Genomic DNA, 20,296 nt, shown 5'->3' on the forward strand with positions numbered 1-20,296 from the left:
CCTGTTCCAGGAGAGGAATGACACATTTGCTGACCCGTTCCCTAGCCCCATGGCCCCCATGCTCCTCGATGCCGATCCCGCTCGCGCCTTCATGCCTTATCCGGCCGTTGCCGTGCCACATGCGGAGCGCGGCCCGCTCTCGGGGCTGACCTTCGCCGCCAAGGACCTGTTCGACGTGGCAGGCTATCCTACCGGCTGCGGGTCGCCCCACATGCTCGCGATGTCGGGCATCAAGAGCCGCACCGCCCCGACCGTGCAGGGTCTCCTCGATGCCGGAGCGCGGCTCGTGGGCAAGACGATCACGGATGAGCTCGCCTTCTCCATGAGCGGCAAGAACGCCCATTTCGGCACGCCGGTGAACGGCGCCGCACCGGATCGCATTCCCGGCGGCTCGTCCTCCGGTTCGGCGGCCGCCGTCTCCCACGGCCTCTGCGATTTCGCTCTCGGGACGGATACCGGCGGCTCCGTGCGGGCTCCGGCCAGTCATTGCGGGCTCTTCGGCATCCGGCCCACCCATGGCCGGGTGAGCCTGGAACTCTGTCACGATCTCGCCCCCTCGTTCGATACATGCGGATATTTCACCCGCGACGGCGCCACCTTCGTTCGGGTGGGCGAGGTGCTTCTGGGCCAGGACGGCAATCCGCTCTCCTCCCATCCCCACGTTCTTCTGGCGAAGGATGCGTTCGGCCTTCTCGCTCAGGAGGTGAGGGAGGCTCTGGCTCCGGCGGTCCATCAGGTCGAGGCGGCGCTCGGGTCCCCCGAGAGCGTGACCGTTGCCCTGGAAGGCTTCACGTCGCTCTACTGGGCCATGCGCTACATCCAGAGCCGGGAGGCGTGGGCTGTCGACGGGCCGATGATCGAGCGCCACCGCCCGCCGCTGGGACCCGGCGTGGCCGACCGCTTCGAGTTCTCCCGGGCCGTCACCGATTCGCAGGTGACGGAGGCTCAGGTGATTCGCAGCGCCTTCCGGGCTCGGTTCAACGCCTTGCTGGCGCGGGACACGGTGCTCGTCCTCCCGACCATGCCGGACATCGCGCCGCTCCTCTCGGAGAGCGAGGAGGCGCTCAACGATTACCGCAACAGGGCTCTGAACCTGCTCTGCCTGTCGGTGCTCTCCGGCCTGCCGCAGGTGTCGATCCCGCTCGCATCCCGGCACGGCGCACCGCTGGGGCTGTCCCTCATGGGGCCGGCGGGCTCGGACCTGAGCCTCGTCACCCTGGCGCGCCGGATCGCCGACGGGGCATTGGCCTGAATGAACCGCTTCCGCCCCGTGCTCGTTACCGGCAGGCAAAGGGGCGGAAGACGGCCTGATCACAGAAGGGGACCTCATGACCAATCCCATTGTCCACCCTCAGACGCCGCATGTGGCTGTGGCAAGCGCCTGCCTGCTCGGTGAAGGACCCGTATGGGACGACCGCTCGGACACGCTGTTATGGGTCGACATCAAGAACCCGGCCGTCTGGCGCTATCATCCGGAGACGAGCGAGCACGCGCGGGTGGAAGCACCGGAGCGCATCGGATTCATTGCGCTCACGCCCGACCCCGACGTGGTGATCGCGGGCTTCAAATCAGGCCTCGGGCGGTTCAACCTCAGATCGGGCCAAGCTGAGCCCCTCGTCGCGCCGGAGAAGGACAAGCCCGGCAACCGCATCAACGATGGTCATGTGGGCCCGGACGGTGCGATCTATTTCGGCACCATGCATGATGACGAAACGGAGGAGAGCGGCTCGTTCTGGCGCTGGGACGGCAAGGAGCTGACGGAGTTCCATTCCGGCTTCATCGTGACCAACGGTCCTGCCTTCAGCCATGATGGGCAGACGCTCTACGGCACCGACACGGTCAACGGCATGATCTATGCCTTCGATGCGAACAAAGGTGCGATCGGTGAACCGCGCCGGTTCGCCCGTTTTGAGGGAGGGTGGGGGCACCCTGACGGCATGGCCGTGGATGCGGAAGGATATCTGTGGGTCTGCCACTGGGGGGGCTCGCGCATCACGCGTTTCGCGCCGGACGGCTCGGTGGAGCGCACCGTGCCGGTGCCGACGGCCCAGGTCACGAAATGCGCCTTCGGCGGGCCTGACCTGACGACGCTCTACATCACCACGGCCGCCATCGGACATGATCCTCATGTGGACCCGATGGCGGGCCATCTCTTCAAGGTCGAGACCGGGGACATCCGGGGCCTGAAGGCCAACGTCTTCGAAGGATGAGACATGGGAATCGAGCGCTTCGGCTCCGTCAACGGAGAGGATGTCCTGCAGGTGACCCTTGCCGGGCCTGACGGCATCGAGCTGCGCGTGCTCACCTGGGGCGCCGTCATGCGCGATCTCGTGGTGCCCACCGCCCATGGGCCCCAGGGTGTCCTGCTGGGGCTCAACTCGATCGAGGATTACGTGGCCCACTCGCCCTATTTCGGCGCCATCGTGGGCCGGCATGCCAACCGCATCGGTGGAGCGTGCTTCACCCTCAATGGCAAGACCTACAGGCTCGATGCCAACGAGCGGCCCAACCAGCTCCATGGCGGCTCAATGGGCTTCGGCACGCGTCTCTGGAGCATCGTCGACCACAGCGGGACGAGCGTGACGCTCGGCCTCGTCTCGGACGATGGAGACATGGGCTATCCAGGGCGCCTCGTCGCCACCTGCACCTACAATCTGCTTCCTTCGGCCACTCTGCGGATCGAATTGACGGCCGTGACCGACCAGCCGACGCCGGTCAATCTCACCACGCATGGCTACTTCAATCTCGACGGCAGCACCGACATCCTCTCCCATCATCTGATGATCGCAGCCGATTACATCACCCCGACGCGGCCGGACCTTATCCCCACGGGCGAGATCAAGCGCGTGGCGGGCACGCCATACGAGTTCACCACGCCCCGCCCGATCGGCGCGGCGGAGCTCATGCAGGACCGGACGATCTATGATACCAACTTCGTGCTGCGTGGCCCTTACGGAGTACTCCGCCAGGCGGCGACGCTCGCCTCGATGAGGAACAGGCTCACGATGGAGCTCTGGACAACCGAGCCAGGGCTTCAGTTCTACGCAGGCCACCTCATCAAAGTCCCGGTCCCAGGGCTCAACGGCACTCTCTACAGACCCCATGCGGGCCTTTGCCTGGAGCCTCAGCGGTTCCCGGACAGCCCCAATTATGCCCATTTTCCGGCGTCCATTCTCAATCCGGGGCAGGTTTCAAAGCAGGTCAGCGAGTTGAGGTTCTCAGGTTGAGCGGGAACTTTGCCACAAGTTGGCCGTTTTTCCTGCAGCGTTGCGTTTCCATAAAAACACCAACGAAGAGGCGGATGCTCCCCATGCCTGTGCTCGATGCGAAAGCCCTGGAAATCGATTCTCAAGGAATGGCTTTCCTGACAAGCGTCCTGCATCCACGTCCCGACGCCACCGTGCTCCAGCCGAATGAAGTACCCCAGCCGAAGAGGCTGCCGTACAATGTGCGGATGTATTTCCGCAGCGCGAGACGCACCAGGCAGCTCCTGACCCCTTTGGTGTAGCAGGCGTTTTCACGCCTGCCATTTCTTTCAGGCGGCCAGTCCGCGCTTGGCCAAAAGCGCGTCCGCCGTCGGAAGGCGGCCCCGGAATGCCGTGTAGGCTTCCGCCGGGTCACGAAGATTTCCCGCGGAATAGATGAAGCGCTTGAGCTTCTCCGCCATCTCCCCGTTGAAGGCGTCGCCCGTCTCCTCGAAGGCCGTGAAGGCGTCGGCGTCCAGAACCTCGGACCAGAGATAGCTGTAATAGCCCGAGGAATAGCCGTCGCCTGCGAACACATGGGTGAAGTGGGGCGTGCGATGGCGCATGATGATCTCCCGCGGCATGCCGATTTTCTCCAGCGTTTCCTTCTCGAAGGCGGAGATATCGAGACCCGTGACGTCCTTGCGGCGGTGGAGCTCCAGATCAACGAAGGCGGAGGCCAGGTACTCCACCGTCGCGAAGCCCTGGTTGAAGTTCCGTGCGGCCATGAGACGCTCGAGCAGCTCCTCGGGAATCGGCTCGCCTGTCCGGGAATGCGTGGCATAACGACGAAGAATGTCGGGCTGCGACAGCCAGTGTTCGTAGAGCTGTGAGGGCAATTCCACGAAATCGGTTGAGACCGCCGTTCCCGCGAGCAGGGGGTAGGTGACATCGGACAGAAGTCCGTGCAGCCCGTGGCCGAACTCGTGGAAGAGCGTGCGCGCATCGTCGAAGCTCAGGAGCGAAGGCTCGCCCGCGCCGGCTTTCGCGAAGTTCATCACATTGACGATGACGGGCCGCACGTCGCCCGTGAGCCTCTCCTGAGACCGGAAGGCGCTCATCCATGCGCCGCTGCGCTTGGAGGAGCGGGCGAAGTAATCGCCGATAAAGATGCCCACATGAGCCCCTTGGGAATCGAGCACCTGCCAGGCACGGATATCCGGATGATACTTCGGGAAGTCCTCCAGTTCCTGGAAACTCAACCCGAAGAGCCGCCGCGCCGTTTCGAAGGCTGCTTCGATGATTCGGTCGAGCTGGAAGTACGGCTTGATCGTCGCCTCGTCGAGATTGTGGCGCGCCATGCGCACCTGGTCCGCATAGAAGCGCCAGTCCCACGGCTCGATCACGATGTTGTCTCCCTGAGACTGGGCGAGGGCCTGCAGGTCGTCGCGCTCGGCCCCGGCACGGATCCGTGCAGGCGCCCACACCTCGTTCAGGAGCTTCAGCACCGCGTCCGGCGTCTTGGCCATGGTGTCGGAGAGCTTGAAATCGGCGAAGGTCTCATAGCCCAGCAGCCTCGCGCGTTCAGCGCGAAGCGCCGCCATCTCGGCGATGATCGCCTTGTTGTCGGTCGTTCCATGATTGTCGCCGCGCGAAGCCCAGGCCCTGAAGGCCTGCTCGCGCAGATCGCGCCGCTTGGAAAACTGCAGGAAGGGTTCGATGCTGGAGCGCGCCAGGGTAATGACGTACTTGCCCTTCAGGCCACGCTCCTCCGCCGCCTGAGCGGCGGCCTCTCGCAGGAAAGGAGGAAGTCCCGCGAGCTCCTCCTCCGTTTCAAGCACGAGCTGATAGGATTTCTCGTCGGCCAGCACATTCTGCGAGAACTGAGTGCCGAGGCTCGCGAGACGCTCCGTGACCGCGGCGAGGCGCTTCTTCTCGTCGGGCGCGAGTTTCGCACCCGCGCGCACGAAAATGGTGTGATAGCGGTCGAGAACACGCGCCTGCTCCGCATCGAGACCGAGGCTCTCGCGCGCGTCGTAGAGAGACGCGACGCGCCGGTAGAGCGCCTCGTTCATGAAGATGCTGTTCCGGTGCTTGGCGAGGATCGGCGCCATCTCGCGCTCGATCGCCTGAATGGCCTCGTTGGTATGTGAGCCTGCGAGATTGAAGAACACGCCCCCCACCCGTTTGAGCGCGGCACCGCTGCGCTCCAGGGCCTCGATGGTATTGGCGAAGGTGGGGGCCGCTTCGCTTCCGGCGATGGCCGCGATCTCGGCCTGCTGATCGGCCAGGGCGTGGTCGAAGGCAGGTTTGTAATGCTCGGGCGCGATGCTCTCGAAGGGTGGAAGGCCGAAAGGGGTGTTCCAGGTGGCAAGGAGAGGATTGCCAGAGAGATTCGCGCTGGACGTCATCGTTGAAGTGCTCCGCCTGATCGTTCGCTGTTTCGAGTCTTAGCCGCCTCAACCGTTCATCGGAAGAGGCGTGGTGTCGGTGCTGGTCAAATAGCGGCGCAGGAAGGCGAGCGCCCGCTGCGTGGCGTCCTTTTCCGCAGCGCCATGGAAGCCGTGCCCCTGGCCCGGATAAACCTTGACCTCATGCGGCACGTTCTGCTGGCGCAGGAGGGCCTCCACCGCATAGGCGTTGGCGACCGGCACGATTGGGTCGGCGGAGCCATGCAGCACGAGGGTCGGCGGCAGCCGAGAGGTCGTGGCGATGGCGCCCTGAGGCAGGGGACCGAAGTAGTTCACCAAGGTTTTCACGCGCCGATCCATGGAAGAGACGGCCAGGCCCAGCGCGGCGCCCAGGGAAACGCCGACGATGCCGATGCGGTCGGCATCCGCTCCCGGATAGCTGGACGCGAAGGTCAATGCATCCTGCACGGTATTCATCCAGGGCATGAAATTCTGGAAGAGGGTGGTGAAGGAGGCCCGCCTTTCGCCGGTCCGGTCCAGGTAATGGACAAGATGCACCTGATAGCCGGCGGCGGCCATGCCGCGGGCACCATCGCGGTATTGGGTGTTGTAGCTCAAGCCGTCCGCTCCATGCAGCATGAGCACGGCAGGGCGCCGAGCGGAGCCGGAGGGCTGAAAGGTCTCGACGGCAATGGACTTGCCGCCGCTCGTGAAGGCGTTGCGCTTTTCCGTCAGCGGCATCGTTCGGGCTTGATCCTGTTGGGCATGAAGGGAGGACGAGGCGGCGAGGGCCGCACCGGCCATAAGGCTGCGTCTCGTGAGCGACATGGAAGCTGGCATGCGAGGGAAGAAACCAAGGACAGCCCTGGAGATGGGAATGGGCGGCTTCGGCACCCAGATGGCAAAAGGTCCCATCCCGCGCCTTCGGGAAACGGCCAAGGATCGATTTGCCGGGTCCATACGTTGTTTGCTGAGGGGAAGAACCCCCACTGTGAGTAGAGACCGAACCGCGATGCCTCCTGCACCCTTGCCCGGGCCACCACTCCCAGAGACGGAGATCCAGCCCCCCGGCGTTCCGGGCCTGTCCGGACTGCTGACGCTGGCGGTGGGCGTTGTCGTGCTGGCAGGGCTCTATGTCGGTCGCGAGGTGTTCCTGCCCGTCGTCCTCGCCATCCTGCTCGCCTTCGTGCTCGCGCCCTTCGTGGATCTGATGCGCAAATGGCACCTGGGCCGGGTGCCCGCCGTCATCATCGCGGTATTGGTCACCCTCGGGATCATCGTGTCTCTCGGGGGGCTCATCGGTTTCCAGCTCGCTGGTCTGGCATCGGACATTCCGCGCTACCAGACCACGATCGAGCAGAAGGTCGGCTCCCTGCGGGAGGGGACGCTCGGCAAGCTGCCAGGCATGCTGCGCGACTTCGGTCGCCGGTTCGACCGGGCGGTCGGCGAGCAACCGCCCGAAGCAGCCTCCCCATCTCCGTCCAGCACGGCCGAGCCCGCCCCCGAGGAGCCGAAGCCCCTGCCGGTGGAGGTGCATGAGCCGGATCCGACGCCCGCGCAGGTCGCGCGCAACGTCCTGCTGCCCATGCTGGCGCCTCTCGCGACGATGGGCATCGTGTTCGTGGTGCTCGTTTTCATTCTCATGCAGCGCGAAGACCTGCGCGACCGCATGATCCGCCTGTTCGGCTCGAGCGACCTGCACCGGACCACGGCTGCCATGGACGATGCCGCACGGCGGTTGAGCCGCTACTTTCTCACCCAGCTTGCATTGAATGCGAGCTTCGGCGTCGTGGCCGGAGTCGGCCTGTGGCTGATCGGCGTGCCGAGCCCGGCCCTGTGGGGCGTTTTCGCGGCGCTGATGCGCTTCGTGCCCTATATCGGCTCCTTCGTGGCCGCCGCCCCTCCGATCCTTCTCGCCGCCGCCGTCGATCCCGGCTGGTCCATGGCCCTGATGGCCTTGGCTCTGTTCGTGATCGGCGAGCCTCTCATGGGGCATGTCGTCGAACCCATTGTCTATGGGCAGAGCACGGGCCTGTCTCCCTTCGCGGTTGTCATCTCGGCGATCTTCTGGACCTGGATCTGGGGACCCGTGGGCCTGCTCATCGCAACACCCCTGACCCTCTGCCTCGTAGTGCTGGGACGCCATGTGGAGAGGCTCGAATTTCTGGACGTCATGCTCGGCGACAGGCCCGCCCTGACCCCGGCGGAGAACCTCTACCAGCGCATGCTCGCCGGCGATCCCGACGAGGCGCTCGACTCGGCGGAGGTTCTGCTCAAGGAGCGCTCGCTCACATCCTATTACGACGAGGTGGCGCTCAAAGGGCTCCAGCTTGCGGCCAATGACGCGACGCGCGGCGTGCTCACCCATCGCCAGCTCGATCAGGTGAGAGACGTGATCAGGGCTCTCGTGCAGGATCTCGGCTCCCATGACGATGTCGAACCGCCGCCGCACGAGACCAGGGACGAGCCGGTGGCATCGCCCCAAAGCGAAAGGCCTGAGATCAAGGAGCCCGCCGTCGTTGGCGAGATGCCGCACGAGAGCAAGATCCCCGAGGCGTGGAAAGCGGAAGGTGCCGTCATGTGCATCGCCGGGCGCGGTCCTCTCGACGAGGCTGCGTCCGAGATGCTGGTGCAGCTTCTGAACAAGCACGGGCTCGGAAGCCGCTTGGTCCCTCACGAGGCCGTGTCACGTTCGGCCATCTACAATCTCGATACGACAGGCGTGCAGATGATCTGCATCAGCTATCTCGAGATCAGCGGCACGCCGGCGCATCTGCGCTACCTGCTGCGGCGATTGCGGAAGAAATCGCCCAAGGCGCCCATTCTCGTGGGCCTCTGGCCTGCCGAGGATGCGGTCTTGAAGAGTGAGTCGATGCGCTCGACCCTCGGAGCCGATTACTATGTCTCGTCCATGCGCGATGCAGTGGTGCGGTGCCTGAAGGTCGCAACCGGTGAGGAGGACCTGCCGCTCACGGTGACCTCCGATCAGGCCGCAAAGGGGGCAGCGGCGAGAAAGCGCCTGCCGCTGCCTGCCTGACTTCAGGCTGCCGTTTCCTTCAGAAAGTTTTCGGCATAATGGCAGGCGACCTGACGGCCGTCGAGCTCGCGCAGAGCCGGGCGCTCCACCTTGCAACGCTCCGTCACGTAGGGGCAGCGGGTCGAGAACACGCAGCCTTTCGGCGGATTGAGCGGTGAGGGGAGTTCGCCTTTCAGCACGATGCGCTTGCGCCGCACACCCGTGATTCCCGGCGTGGAGGAGAGGAGGGCCTGCGTATAGGGATGCAGCGGCCGCGCGTAGATCTTCTCCTTGGGCCCGTGCTCGACGGCATGGCCGAGATACATGACGAGCACGTCATGAGCGATGTGCCGGACCACGCCGAGATCGTGCGAGATGAAGAGATAGGCGAGGCCCATCTCCTGCTGAAGATCGGCGAGGAGGTTCAGCACCTGCGCCTGGATCGACACGTCGAGGGCGGAGACCGGCTCGTCCGCCACCACGAGCTTCGGCGAGAGCATCAGCGCGCGTGCGATCGCGATACGCTGGCGCTGGCCGCCGGAGAACATGTGCGGATAGCGGTTGTAGTGTTCGGGGCGAAGCCCCACCTTCGCCATCATCGCCCGCACCCGCTCCTTGCGCTCGTCAGAGGAAAGGTTGGTGTTGATGATGAGCGGCTCCTCCAGGATCGTTCCAACCTTCTTGCGGGGGTTGAGGGAGCCATAAGGATTCTGGAACACCAGCTGCACCATGCGGCGCAGCTCTTTGGTGTAGTTCGACGGCGGGTTGACCGCATCGATGCCATCGAGGGAAAGCTGTCCCTCGGTCGGCTTCTCGATCAGCGTCACCATGCGGGCGAGCGTGGACTTGCCGCAGCCGGATTCCCCCACTACGGCCAGTGTCTTGCCGGGTTCGATGGAGAAGGAGATTCCGCCGACCGCCTGCAAGGCCGCCGGCTCTTTGAACAGCCCGCGCTTGACCTTGTAGATCTGCTTCAGGCTCTTGGCTTCAACAACGGGAGCGCTCACGATGCAGTCTCCGTCCGAATGGGATGATCGTGCTGGATGGCGGCTGTCCGGTTCGGGTCGCCGAGCGGATAATGGCAGCGGATGTGCCCGCCGGCCCAGGGCCGCAGCTCTGGCCGCACATGGCGTGAATGCTCGGTGGCATAGGCGCAGCGCGGGCTGAACAGGCAGCCCTTCGGACGGTCGTAGAGGCCCGGCACCACGCCGGGAATCGTGGCAAGGCGTCCGCCTTCGCTGCGCTCCGGCAGGGCCGCGAGCAGGGCCGCCGTGTAGGGATGCTGCGGCGATGCGAAAAGATCCGCGGCGGAGCGCTCCTCCATGATCTGGCCCGCATACATCACCATCACGCGCTTGGCGGTATCGGCAACGACGCCCATGTTGTGTGTGATCATGACAAGGCCCATGTCGCGTTCCTTCTGGAGCGTCATGAGCAGGTCGAGGATCTGCGCCTGGATCGTCACGTCGAGCGCCGTGGTCGGCTCGTCGGCAATGAGGAGCTTGGGGTTGCAGGCGATCGCCATGGCGATCATCACGCGCTGGTTCATGCCGCCCGACATCTGATGCGGAAAGGCGGAGAGGCGGCTTTCAGGCGAGGGAATGCCCACCTGCTCGAGCAATTCGATGGCCCGGCGCCGCGCCGCCTTGCGATCCATGCCCTCGTGCAGGCGCAGCGTCTCCGTGAGCTGAAACCCGATGGTGAAGGACGGGTTCAGGCTCGTCATCGGCTCCTGGAAGATCATGGCGACGTCCTTGCCCGTGAGCTTGCGGCGCTCGCGTTCGGAGATCGTCAGGAGATCGCGGCCGTTGAAGATGAGCTTGTCCGCCTTCACGCGGCCAGGAAAGGGGATGAGGCCCATGAGGGCCAGCATCGTCACGCTTTTGCCGGATCCCGATTCGCCCACGACGCCGAGAACCTCGCCTTCCTCGAGCTTGAGGCTGACGCCGTCCACGGCACGCATGATGCCGCCTTGGGTCGGAAACTCGACCGATAGATTTTCAATTTCGACAAGAGCCATGATCAGCGCTTCAGTTTGGGATCCAGGGCGTCACGAAGGCCGTCGCCCAGAAGATTGAAGGCAAGAACCGTGATGAGGATCGCGAGGCCCGGGAAGGTCACGACCCACCACGCACGGAGCACGAACTCGCGGGCATCGGCCAGCATGGTGCCCCATTCGGGTGAGGGCGGCTGCGCACCGAGGCCCAGGAAGCCGAGAGCTGCGGCATCGAGGATGGCGGTGGAAATGCCGAGCGAGGCCTGCACGATCAGAGGTGCGGTGCAGTTCGGCAGAACTTCCTTGAACATCAGCCGTGTCGTCCCGGCTCCGCTCACGCGAGCCGCCATCACATAATCCTTGGAGGTTTCGGTGATGACCGCCGCGCGGGCAAGCCGCACGTAATGCGGCAAGATCACGAGGGCCACGGCGAGCATGGCGTTCATCAGGCCTGGGCCCAGCACCGCCACGATCACGATGGCGAGCAGAAGGCTCGGCAGCGTGAGGACGATATCCATCAGGCGCATGATGAAGATCTCGGTGAGGCCCCGGAAGAAGCCGGCGACGAGGCCGAGCACGGTGCCGATCACGATCGAGATCGCCACCACGGCGATGCCGATGAGAAGCGACAGGCGCGCACCGTGGATCAGGCGCGAGAGGATATCGCGTCCGATAGGATCGGTGCCCAGCGGATAAGCGATCGATCCGCCCTCCTGCCAGAACGGGGGCTTCAGAGCGAGGGCCGTGTTGGTTATGTTCGGATCATGCGGAGCGATCACCGGCGCCAGCAGGGCGACGAGGACGACGGCGACGATGATGACGAGGCCGGCAACGGCGCCGTGATTGGCGCTGAAATAGCCCCAGAACTCGCGAAGCGGATGGGGAGGGGTGGCCGTCGGAGCCGCGACGGCCGGAGCTTCCATGGTTTCAGTGGTCATCGCGTATGCCTGATGCGAGGATTGATGAGACCGTAGGCGAGGTCGACGAGAAGGTTCACACCCATCACCACGACGCCGAGCAGCAGAGCCCCGCCCTGCAGGACGGGATAGTCGCGGCGGAAGATGGCGTCGATGAGCCATTTGCCCACACCCGGCCAGGAGAAGATGGTCTCGGTGAGGATGGCGCCGGTAAACAGCACGCCGATCTGCAGGCCGATCACGGTCACGACCGGGATGAGGGCATTGCGCAGGGCGTGCAGGGCGACGATGCGCAGGCGCGAAAGCCCCTTGGCCTTGGCGGTTCGAATGTAGTCTTCGCCGAGAACCTCCAGCATCGCGGAGCGGGTCATGCGGGCGATCACGGCAAGCGGCACGGTTCCGAGAACGATCGTGGGAAGGATCAGGTGCTGGACGGCCGACCAGAATGCTCCTTCCTCCTCGGAGAGAAGCGTGTCGATCAGCAGGAAACCGGTGGTCGGCTCGATGTAATACAGAACGTCGATGCGACCGGAGACCGGGGTGAGATCGAACTGCACCGAAAAGATCAGGATGAGGATGAGTCCCCACCAGAAGATCGGCATGGAATAGCCCGTGAGCGAAATGCCCATCACGCCATGGTCGAAGATCGAATTTCGTCGAAGCGCCGCGATGATGCCTGCCGGAAGGCCAATGATCAGGGCGAAAAGGATCGCGCAGAGCGCCAGTTCGACGGTTGCCGGAAACAGGGCCCTGAACTCGTTCAGCACCGGCTCCTGCGTGATCATCGACTTGCCCAGGTCTCCCTGGAGCACGCGGGCCAGATAGATCCCGTACTGGACGATGATCGGCTTGTCGAAACCATATTCCTTGCGCAGTTGCTCATGGCGCGCGGGATCGATGCCGCGCTCGCCTGCAAGCGTTTCGATCGGATCGCCCGGCACGAGGCGGATCAGGAAAAAGGCGAGCAGCGTGATGCCGATGAAGGTCGGGATGATCAGGCTGACGCGGGTCAGGATGAATCTAAGCATGGCCAAAACGGAAAAAGGCGGAGCGGCCATGAGGCCGCTCCGCCAGGTTAACGGGATACGGGCTTACTTACCCTTGATGTCCACGCCGTAGAAGGTGTGGCGGCCGAACGGCGAGAGCTTGAAGTCGACCACTTCCTTGCGGACGGGCTTCAGCTGCACGGCGTGGGCAATGGTGAACCAGGGAGCCTGCTCCTTGAAGATCACCTGAGCCTGCTCGTAGAGCTTGGTGCGCTCGGCCTGATCGGTCACAACCTTCGCCTTCGTGACGAGGTCGTCGAACGGCTTGTGGCAGAACTTGGCGATGTTCGAGCCCGAAGCGCTCTGCGCCGAGGCGCAGCCCAGCAGGGTGTGCAGGAAGTTGTCCGGATCGCCGTTGTCGCCGGTCCAGCCCAGCTGAGCCATCTGATGCTCGCCGGCCTGAGCGCGCTTGCGGTACTCGCCCCACTCGAAGCTCTTGATCTCAGCCTTCACGCCGATCTTGGCGAGGTCGGCCTGCATGAGCTCCGCGATGCGGCGGGCGTTTGGGTTGTAGGGACGCTGCACCGGCATCGCCCACAGGTCGGTCTCGAGACCGTTCGGATAACCGGCTTCCGCCAGAAGCTTCTTGGCCGCTTCCGGGTTGTACTCGTCGTCCTTCACGGAGTCGTTGTACGACCACATGGACGGCGGGATCGGGTTCTTGGCCGGTACGCCCGAGCCGAGGAACACGGCGTCGACGATGGCCTTCTTGTTCATGGCCATGTTGAAGGCCTTGCGGACGCGCACGTCGTCAAAGGGCTTCTTCGTGGTCTGGTAAGCGAGATAGCCGACGTTCAGGCCCGGCTGCTCCATGAGCGTGACGTTCGGGTCCTTCTTGATGGCCTCGAGGTCAGCCGGGTTCGGGTACGGCATGACGTGGCACTCGCCCTTCTGGAGCTTCGCCCAGCGCACGGAGGCGTCCGGGGTAATCGAGAAGACGAGATCATCGATCGCAGCCTTGCCGCCCCAATACTCGGGGAAGGCCTTGAAGCGGACGATGGCGTCCTTCTGGTAGTTGACGAGGTAGAACGGGCCCGAACCGATCGGATCTTGGTCGATCTTCTCCGGAGTGCCGGCCTTCAGCATGGCGTCGGCATATTCCTTCGACTGAACGCCGGCCCACTGCATGGCCAGGTTCGACAGGAAGGGAGCCTCGGGACGGTTGAGGGTGATGCGAACCGTGTAGTCGTCAACCTTCTCCACCGACTTCAGCAGGGCAGGCATGCCCATGTCGCTGAAATAGGAATGGTTCGGGCTCGTGACCTTGAAGTAGGGATTCTCTTCCTTCCATTGACGCTCGAACATGAACACGATGTCGTCGGCGTTCAGGTTGCGGGTCGGCTTGAAGGCTTTATTGGAGTGGAACTTCGCGTTCTTGCGGATATGGAAGGTGTATACCGTACCGTCAGCCGAAATGTCCCATTTCTCGGCAAGGCCAGGAACAACCTTCGTGCCGCCGCGCTCGAAATCCACGATGTTGTCGTAGATATGCTCGTTCACGTCGAACGAGGTGCCGGTGGTGTTCACGCCGGGATAGAAGTTTTCCGGGCTGCCCTCGGAGCAGTACACGAGGGTTTTGGCGGCCAGCGGAGCCGCGGCCAGGAAAGCCGGAACGCAGATTGCTGCGAAAAGGGCTGATTTCTTCATTATCATGGTCCTCTGAGACGGCACTACTCGTGGCCGTTCTGTGACGAAGTTAAGGTGCGAAGCCCCAATAATGTCAATCTGTCCAGGCGACCTTGGCTAATTTTTGGAATAAATTTACCATTTCGTGCTGATTTCCGCAGTTTCCTTCACGTTTTCGTTCGCTTCAAATTTCTGAGATTATACGGGGTTTGGGCGCTTTGGACCCTGCGCCGTCCACAGGTCGGGCAAACGGATGGCTTCCCGCGTCCCAAATTGGGGCGGCGAGGTCAAATCTGCCGGATCGGGAGCATGGAGGCGGCATGTCTCCGGAGCAGCCTCAGGGGCAGGCTTCGTTACTGGCGGACGGGATACCGTGCTTCCAGGACGGCGTTCAGGCCCACGCTGGCTTCGTCCGAATAGCCCGTGCGCTGCACCGCGCGGAACACTTTTTCGGCATCGTTATACCGGCCGAGCTTGAAGTAGGACCAGCCTCGGATCAGCATCAGGTCTGTTTGCTCGGGGACGATCCGGGCCCGCTCGCTCAAAGCCAGGATGGCTTCCACGTAGCGCCCGTCACGATAGGCGGCGAGGGCCCGCTGTCCAAGGATGGAGGCGCTCAGCTCGACCCGCCGCGGGCCCGTCTGCGGAGCCTGGGCCGCCGCGACGGCGGCCTCCGAGGTCAGGTTCTTGCGCAGATAGGCGAGGGACTTGCCGTAGGCCGCTTCCTCCCGGGTGCGGGCGCTGCCTCTGCGAATGGCCTGATCGAAGGCGCTGGCGGCCTCCATGGGGCGGTTGGCTTCCATGAGGCACCAACCGAGGGCGAGCGCCGCATTGGGAGCCAGCCCGTCCGGGTTGCGGGTCATGAGGCAGTTGCGGCTTCCACTCGCGCGCGGCCCGGCGGTCGCGGTGGTGAAGCCCTGCTCCACTGCCGTGGTGGTGTGCTCGACGAACGCGCGCGGCGTCCCGGCTCGAACCGGGACGGAGCGCATGGATTCCTGCGGGCCGGGCTCCAAGGGTGCCATCGGCTGTGGCGGCGCAACGCGCTGCTGGGCGGCCCGGGGCGTGGTGCCGGCGGCAAGATCGGCGATCCGTTCCGAGCGGTCGCGCCATTGCGCGACGATCGCATTGAAAGCGGCTCGGTCGTTCAGGCGCTGGGTGGATAGAGCGAGGCCATAGGCGGATGGTTCGTCATCGGCTCTCCAGCTCAGAGCTTGGCGGAACCAGTCCCGGGCCGTCTGGAACTGGCTCGTGTTGTAGGAAAACCAGCCGAGCGCCTGGGCTCCGTCGGGAAAACGCTGACTCGTGACCACGGGCACGATGCGCGACACGATGCGGGTCTCGAGGCGCGGCGGCGGGTCCTGAGCCAGCAGAGCCGTTGCCACGTCGAGATAGATCTTCATGTTCTCGGGGGCCTTGTCGCGCCAGTCATACGCGAAGACTTCGGCCTCGGCGAGGCGTTCCAGCGCGCGCAGGGACATGGCATAACCCTCTGCGGCCTTGTTCCCGCCGTTGCGGTCGAGCGCCGTCTTGAACAGCTCCAGCGCCCGTGCAGGGTTGCCATGGTGATAGTTGTACCAGGCCAGGACCAGCACGGGTCCGGGTTCGTCCGAGTTGCGGGTCAGGCGCTCGACGGTCGCGAGATCCTCCGCAGACGCGGTCATCTTGTCGTCGTTTGCTGCCCGCTCCACCCGTCGACGCGCCAGCTCCTCGCGGATGGAATCGAAATTATCGGGCTCGTCGCCGGTCTTGCGCTCGAACTGAAGCAGGTCCGCCACCTGGTTGTCCGGCAAAAGGCTGAGGGCCTTCTGCAATGTTGCCAAGCGCTCGCCGGGGTTGGCGCAGTTGGTGAGGAGATAGGTATAGACGTCTCGCGTGCGGTTGGGCTGCTCGGTCTTGGCGAAGGCCTCGGCGACGCGCCAGAGCACGTCCACGTTCACGCAGGTCAGAAGGTTCGGGTTTTCGGTGGCGACGGAGAGAACCGTGCGCCATTGGCCCGAATCGGACGCGTTGGTGAGCCGCCGACGTGCCTCGACCGTGTCGAGGGCCGTGACCAGTTCCTCAGGCGGCTTCCAGTTCGGGTCCGAGGATTGGCGCTCGGCGATGGCCGCGCGCACCTCTGCGATCCGGTCCTCCTTGTAGAGGTTCCACAACCGCTCGACGATCGGGTCGATCGTGACGGTGCCGGCCGAGAGCTGGGACAGGTCGCTCGGTGGCGTCCAGTTCGGGTAGAGCGCGCGAAGACGGGCGATTTCCGCATTAACGCGGCGCGTGTCGCCCTGGGACGCAAAGTAGCGCAGGGCCGATTCGTCCACCTGCGGCTGATTGCCGGACGGGGCAGGGGCAGCATTAGGGGTGGGCGAGGGTGACGCCGGGGGTTGTCCGCCCGCAGGACTATCCTGCTGCGCGATCGCTGCGAAGCCCAGACCAAGGACCGCAATCGTTATGGCGCTGCTCGCTAGACGCATTGCGGATATTTTTCACCAAGCCAGGACTTCGTCATCAGATACAGGGTCGACGGATAATAGAGCTGCGGCTCGAACGCCTTCAGCGCTGCCGGAACGGGGGTTCCATCCAGGGCGCAGGCCAGTCCGGCCGCGAGGATGGCGTAGCCCTGGTCGTTCAACCGCTCCCGGACCTGTCCAGTCACGACATTCACGACGGCAACTCCTTCGTTCTCGGCAGACCAACGCTGCTTGAGCGCTCGCAACCACTCCAAATCGGTCATTCCTGCCCTGAGAAGGTAGAGGGGTATCCTTAAGGAGTTGTAACCGAACTCCGGCGGGAAGCCGTCGGCGGGCTTGGTCTGCATCCGCCGCTGGATGGAGATCCAGTCGGCAGGGAGCCGGATTCGGCCGGACGTCGTCTGCTGAAGCAGGTTGACTCCCTCTCGCCAGACGCGGTTCCATTCGTATTCGGGCGCGAGGCCCGCGAGCACCGGAAACGCTTCGAAGATCCAGTAGGAGAGATTGACCACGGGTCCGTCCGGGCGCTCACCTTCGTTGAAGCCTTCCGCCCCCGGCAGCAGGAAAACGGATCCGCCATCGCGGCCAAAGGTGTTCTTGCCGATGGCTTTGGCGAGTTTCTGCGCAGCCGCCGCATACCGGGGCTCCTTCCAGGCGGCTCCCGCCTTCGCCAGGGCATAGGCGAGGAGGATGTCCCCGTCGGTCGCGTTGTTGCGATCGGTCACCCGAGGTTTGGCGGAGGGATCCCATTTCCAGGCTGCGAGGCCATCGTCGCGGATCAGCAACTCCGTAAAGGTGAAGGTCCATATCTTTTCGAAGGTTACGCGGTCGTTGGCCGCCAGGGCGAGGAGGAGGCCATAGCCCTGTCCCTCGCTGTGGCTGATATTGCCATTGGCATTGTCGGCGATGCGCCCGTCGTCCTCGATGAAGCGCGTGCGGTAGGCGTCCCATTCCGCAGGCGAAAGGGTGCCGACCACGTTCAGAGTTTGCACGGTCAGACTCCAGGAGGGCGAGACCGAAGAGGCGAGGGCCAGCAGCCCCGCGAGCAGACAGGGCAGGAGGGCCGATCTGCGCTTTGCAAAGATCCTCATGAGGGCCGCCCCAGGCGTTTCAGGAGCAGATAGGTCGCCATCCCCAGAAGCAGACAGCACGCCACCATGAGCACGGCATAATGGAGAATGTTCGCCGACATCCAGTTCGCCGCGACGAGACGCAGGTTCATGAGCGAGAAGGGTTGCGTCTGGATGAAGTCGTAGTCCTGGATCGGCTCGACCTGGAGCTTGAATTCCCGTGGATCCAGCGCGACCGCACGGCCGGCGACCTTCGACCACAGGAGCGGGTCCGCCGCGCGGGCCATCTCCTCCGCCAGCGCCTCTTCCGTGCGGGCCGTCACAAGGGTCCAGACGCCTGCTTCAGGGGTTCGGTTCTGCGCGATGAGCAGGGTCGATCGCTGCGGCGGTTCATAAGGGGCGTCGATGCGCGCCCCGAGCGACAGAGAGTTGACGGACAGACTGAAGGTCTGCTCCATCCAGTCCTGAAGGGAGCCGAGCGTCTGCTGGAGGACGCCCTGTCTGCGGAACGACTCCGACCAGCGCTTGCGCACCTCGTCGGTGGAGGCCGTGCCGCTGCGATCTGCCGAGGAGGGGCCCAGGGTCATGGTGAAATCCGTGTTCGCAACCTGTTGAGAGGACGCGTCGGATTGGAAAGGGGTCGCAGGCCAGACCAGGCGCAGGTGCTCGGAAACCCGCACCCGACCGAGAAGCCCCGGTGGGATCTGCTCAACGGCGCCAATGAAGATGACGGAGGCGTCCTCCGCCGAGGTGGCACTGGCGAATTGGGTCCGCATGGGTGTGCCGGCGCTGCGTGCCATGCGCGCGAGGAATGTGCCGGCGGCAGCGATGTTCAGCGTGTCCGAGCGGCCCAGCACCACCGTCGTCGGACCGTCCTCGTTCGGGAAATGGCCGGTGCTCAGCACGCCGAGATCGGGCTGGCGCCCGATGCGTCCGAACTCCGGAAACTCAAGGCTGCTGGTGTCGAAGAGAACGAAGCGGTTGGTCTCCGACAGCGTCTCTCCCGGGGCGCAGCGATCATCCGCGTCGGTCAGGAGACCCACTTCCACCGTGACGCTGTTGAGACCGGCCTTGAAGTGCTTCAGCGGCAGCCTGATCGCGTGGCGCTTGACGACATCCCCCTGTGCCGTGATGACGAGCTGCGTGCTGATCTTGTCATTGACGAAGATGTTCACATGGCTGCCCGGCTTGACCGCACTGGTATAGGCCGCCTCGACGTTGAGCAGCGCCTCGCCGTATTCCGTCGCATAGAAATCCGGCGGAAGATTCAGCATGAAACGGCTCTTGAGGCGGCGTCCTGAAAACTCCTGGGTGGCGATGCCGAGATCCGCGAAGCGGAAGGAGTGGCGGCCGAACGCCGTCACGACCTCGGGCCAATGCCACGAGGCCGTATCGACGATGCCCTGATCGATTTTTCCCGTGTTGATGGCCTGTGTGCCGATAACGGCAATGGCGGAATCCAAATCGTTCCAGGTCGGCCCGGAGACCACGAGAGTGGAGCCGACGGATCCCGGTTCCTGCATCATCATGGTCAACGGCTGGGCCATCACGCTGTCCGGCACGCCCGGAAGAAGCCCGCGCAGTTCGCTGGCAAGGCCCATCACCACCTTGATCGTTCCCGCCGGCGAGCGGCCAGGATCGGATTCCACCACTTGAATGACGGGACGCGCATAGCGCCCGCGCAAGGCAATCATCTGCACGAGACGCAGCAGACGGTCGCGGATTTCGGGGCGGTAGACCTTGGGAGCCACGACCCGGATCGTCGTGACGCCCGACGCATCAACGCCGACGGCGGGAAGGTCCTCGAGGCTGCGCAGGGTCTTCGTGGCGCCCTCGGCGAAGATGAGGCGAGTGGATGCCGAATCCACATCGGTCCAAAGCTCATACGTAGCCGCGATGGTGCAATCGGTCCGGTGGCGCTGGACCGCTTCCGTGCGGATGAAGTTGGATCCCGCGCGCAGAAGTCCCGGCCGAATCTGGGCGGTCACAGGCCTGATATTGTCGGACGATTGGATCGGGGTGTCGATCACCGTCTCGCCGTTGATCACGATCCTGAGGCGCGAGCCTTCCGGCATCACCACGACCGCATTCTTATAGCCGACCGTGATCGAGGTGCCGCTCGACGCTTCATCCTGCGTCAGATGGAAGGTCCAGGACTGCGCATCGCTCTCGCCCTCGAGGCGAATTGTTTCGAACGGCAGGATCGGACGCTCGATGCGAGGAGCCGCGGGAGAGGCCGCTGTCGCGGCAACGGCAGGCCTGGACGAATCGCGTGGTGCCACCGCCCCTGGCGCGATCTGAAAAGATCCTGAAGCGTTCTTGGGAGCCAAGGGCGCGTTTTGCGGAGCCGCCGCCCGCGGGGCGGGGGAGGGGCCGCGGATGTCGAAGGTGGCTGGCGGAGCACCGCTTTGCGGAGGCCGAGCCTGTGCAGGGCGCTGCGCCGGCGCAGATGGTGTGGCAGGCGCGCCGTCCATGCTGAAAGGAGCGACCTGCGCTGTTGCCGTCCGCGCCCCCAGCATTTCGAAGGCGATGAGAAAGGGAATCAGAACGGAGCGCACGGCACGCCT

At 64.3% G+C, this 20,296-nt stretch carries 15 protein-coding genes; 5 read left to right on the top strand and 10 right to left on the bottom strand.

The genetic code is table 11. The features are described 5' to 3' along the window. Nucleotides 1–49 precede the first annotated feature (49 nt). From E4K09_RS19515 to E4K09_RS19530, 4 genes are all read left to right on the top strand, one after another. Nucleotides 50–1,252 carry an amidase gene (locus E4K09_RS19515; protein WP_342211359.1) on the top strand — a complete coding sequence of 401 codons (1,203 nt, stop codon included), beginning with the start codon at nt 50–52 and terminating at the stop codon, nt 1,250–1,252. Between the two features lie 76 nt (nt 1,253–1,328). Continuing rightward, nucleotides 1,329–2,210, top strand: coding sequence for an SMP-30/gluconolactonase/LRE family protein (locus E4K09_RS19520; protein ID WP_134499401.1), 882 nt, complete (start codon nt 1,329–1,331; stop codon nt 2,208–2,210). Between the two features lie 3 nt (nt 2,211–2,213). Next, nucleotides 2,214–3,227: an aldose epimerase family protein gene (locus tag E4K09_RS19525; RefSeq protein WP_134499402.1), complete on the top strand. Its 1,014-nt coding sequence runs from the start codon at nt 2,214–2,216 to the stop codon at nt 3,225–3,227. An 83-nt stretch (nt 3,228–3,310) separates the two neighbouring features. Beyond that, nucleotides 3,311–3,508, top strand: a complete 198-nt coding sequence (locus tag E4K09_RS19530) for a hypothetical protein (protein WP_134499403.1) — start codon at nt 3,311–3,313, stop codon at nt 3,506–3,508. Between the two features lie 27 nt (nt 3,509–3,535). Here E4K09_RS19530 and E4K09_RS19535 read toward each other — a convergent pair whose 3' ends face one another. Both E4K09_RS19535 and E4K09_RS19540 read right to left on the bottom strand, forming a co-directional pair. Next, nucleotides 3,536–5,596 (bottom strand): M3 family metallopeptidase, encoded by a 2,061-nt coding sequence (locus E4K09_RS19535; RefSeq protein WP_134499404.1) that lies wholly within the window; start codon nt 5,594–5,596, stop codon nt 3,536–3,538. A 48-nt stretch (nt 5,597–5,644) separates the two neighbouring features. Further along, nucleotides 5,645–6,337 carry a dienelactone hydrolase family protein gene (locus tag E4K09_RS19540; protein WP_134499405.1) on the bottom strand — a complete coding sequence of 231 codons (693 nt, stop codon included), beginning with the start codon at nt 6,335–6,337 and terminating at the stop codon, nt 5,645–5,647. A gap of 271 nt (nt 6,338–6,608) precedes the next feature. Here E4K09_RS19540 and E4K09_RS19545 point away from each other — a divergent pair, with 271 nt between their 5' ends. Beyond that, nucleotides 6,609–8,633, top strand: coding sequence for an AI-2E family transporter (locus tag E4K09_RS19545; protein WP_134499406.1), 2,025 nt, complete (start codon nt 6,609–6,611; stop codon nt 8,631–8,633). A gap of 2 nt (nt 8,634–8,635) precedes the next feature. Here the strand turns inward: E4K09_RS19545 and E4K09_RS19550 are convergent, their stop codons facing one another. The 8 genes from E4K09_RS19550 to E4K09_RS19585 all read right to left on the bottom strand — a co-directional run bounded on the left by E4K09_RS19550 (nt 8,636) and on the right by E4K09_RS19585 (nt 20,287). Beyond that, a complete protein-coding gene (locus E4K09_RS19550; RefSeq protein ID WP_134499407.1) occupies nt 8,636–9,619 on the bottom strand; it encodes a peptide ABC transporter ATP-binding protein in 984 nt (327 codons plus the stop codon). Next, nucleotides 9,616–10,632, bottom strand: coding sequence for an ABC transporter ATP-binding protein (locus tag E4K09_RS19555; protein WP_134499408.1), 1,017 nt, complete (start codon nt 10,630–10,632; stop codon nt 9,616–9,618). The genes E4K09_RS19550 and E4K09_RS19555 overlap by 4 nt, the downstream gene beginning before the upstream one ends. A gap of 2 nt (nt 10,633–10,634) precedes the next feature. Further along, the gene (locus E4K09_RS19560; protein WP_134499409.1) at nt 10,635–11,546 is read right to left on the bottom strand and encodes an ABC transporter permease subunit; all 912 of its coding nucleotides are present in this window, start codon (nt 11,544–11,546) and stop codon (nt 10,635–10,637) included. Continuing rightward, nucleotides 11,543–12,553 carry an ABC transporter permease subunit gene (locus E4K09_RS19565; protein WP_134499439.1) on the bottom strand — a complete coding sequence of 337 codons (1,011 nt, stop codon included), beginning with the start codon at nt 12,551–12,553 and terminating at the stop codon, nt 11,543–11,545. Before E4K09_RS19565 ends, E4K09_RS19560 begins: the two co-directional genes overlap by 4 nt. 63 nt (nt 12,554–12,616) lie before the next feature. Then, a complete protein-coding gene (locus tag E4K09_RS19570; protein WP_134499410.1) occupies nt 12,617–14,218 on the bottom strand; it encodes an ABC transporter substrate-binding protein in 1,602 nt (533 codons plus the stop codon). 332 nt (nt 14,219–14,550) lie between these two features. Further along, entirely contained in the window at nt 14,551–16,662 is a 2,112-nt protein-coding gene (locus E4K09_RS19575; RefSeq protein ID WP_134499411.1) for a tetratricopeptide repeat protein, read from the bottom strand. Further along, nucleotides 16,653–17,750, bottom strand: coding sequence for a family 8 glycosyl hydrolase (locus E4K09_RS19580; protein ID WP_134499412.1), 1,098 nt, complete (start codon nt 17,748–17,750; stop codon nt 16,653–16,655). Before E4K09_RS19580 ends, E4K09_RS19575 begins: the two co-directional genes overlap by 10 nt. Further along, nucleotides 17,747–20,287, bottom strand: coding sequence for a cellulose biosynthesis cyclic di-GMP-binding regulatory protein BcsB (locus tag E4K09_RS19585; protein WP_134499413.1), 2,541 nt, complete (start codon nt 20,285–20,287; stop codon nt 17,747–17,749). The genes E4K09_RS19580 and E4K09_RS19585 overlap by 4 nt, the downstream gene beginning before the upstream one ends. Between the last annotated feature and the right edge of the window lie 9 nt (nt 20,288–20,296).

The organism is Microvirga pakistanensis, from assembly GCF_004458765.1.
GTDB classification, from domain to species: domain Bacteria; phylum Pseudomonadota; class Alphaproteobacteria; order Rhizobiales; family Beijerinckiaceae; genus Microvirga; species Microvirga pakistanensis.

Excerpts from the sequence above, each read along its gene's own strand:
- E4K09_RS19575 (WP_134499411.1), bottom strand. The coding sequence starts at position 16,662 with ATGCGTCTAGCGAGCAGCGCCATAACGATTGCGGTCCTTGGTCTGGGC.
- E4K09_RS19520 (WP_134499401.1), top strand. The coding sequence starts at position 1,329 with ATGACCAATCCCATTGTCCACCCTCAGACGCCGCATGTGGCTGTGGCA.
- E4K09_RS19530 (WP_134499403.1), top strand. The coding sequence starts at position 3,311 with ATGCCTGTGCTCGATGCGAAAGCCCTGGAAATCGATTCTCAAGGAATG.
- E4K09_RS19580 (WP_134499412.1), bottom strand. The coding sequence starts at position 17,750 with ATGAGGATCTTTGCAAAGCGCAGATCGGCCCTCCTGCCCTGTCTGCTC.
- E4K09_RS19545 (WP_134499406.1), top strand. The coding sequence starts at position 6,609 with ATGCCTCCTGCACCCTTGCCCGGGCCACCACTCCCAGAGACGGAGATC.
- E4K09_RS19560 (WP_134499409.1), bottom strand. The coding sequence starts at position 11,546 with ATGACCACTGAAACCATGGAAGCTCCGGCCGTCGCGGCTCCGACGGCC.
- E4K09_RS19525 (WP_134499402.1), top strand. The coding sequence starts at position 2,214 with ATGGGAATCGAGCGCTTCGGCTCCGTCAACGGAGAGGATGTCCTGCAG.
- E4K09_RS19515 (WP_342211359.1), top strand. The coding sequence starts at position 50 with ATGGCCCCCATGCTCCTCGATGCCGATCCCGCTCGCGCCTTCATGCCT.
- E4K09_RS19535 (WP_134499404.1), bottom strand. The coding sequence starts at position 5,596 with ATGACGTCCAGCGCGAATCTCTCTGGCAATCCTCTCCTTGCCACCTGG.
- E4K09_RS19540 (WP_134499405.1), bottom strand. The coding sequence starts at position 6,337 with ATGCCGCTGACGGAAAAGCGCAACGCCTTCACGAGCGGCGGCAAGTCC.
- E4K09_RS19565 (WP_134499439.1), bottom strand. The coding sequence starts at position 12,553 with ATGCTTAGATTCATCCTGACCCGCGTCAGCCTGATCATCCCGACCTTC.
- E4K09_RS19570 (WP_134499410.1), bottom strand. The coding sequence starts at position 14,218 with ATGAAGAAATCAGCCCTTTTCGCAGCAATCTGCGTTCCGGCTTTCCTG.
- E4K09_RS19555 (WP_134499408.1), bottom strand. The coding sequence starts at position 10,632 with ATGGCTCTTGTCGAAATTGAAAATCTATCGGTCGAGTTTCCGACCCAA.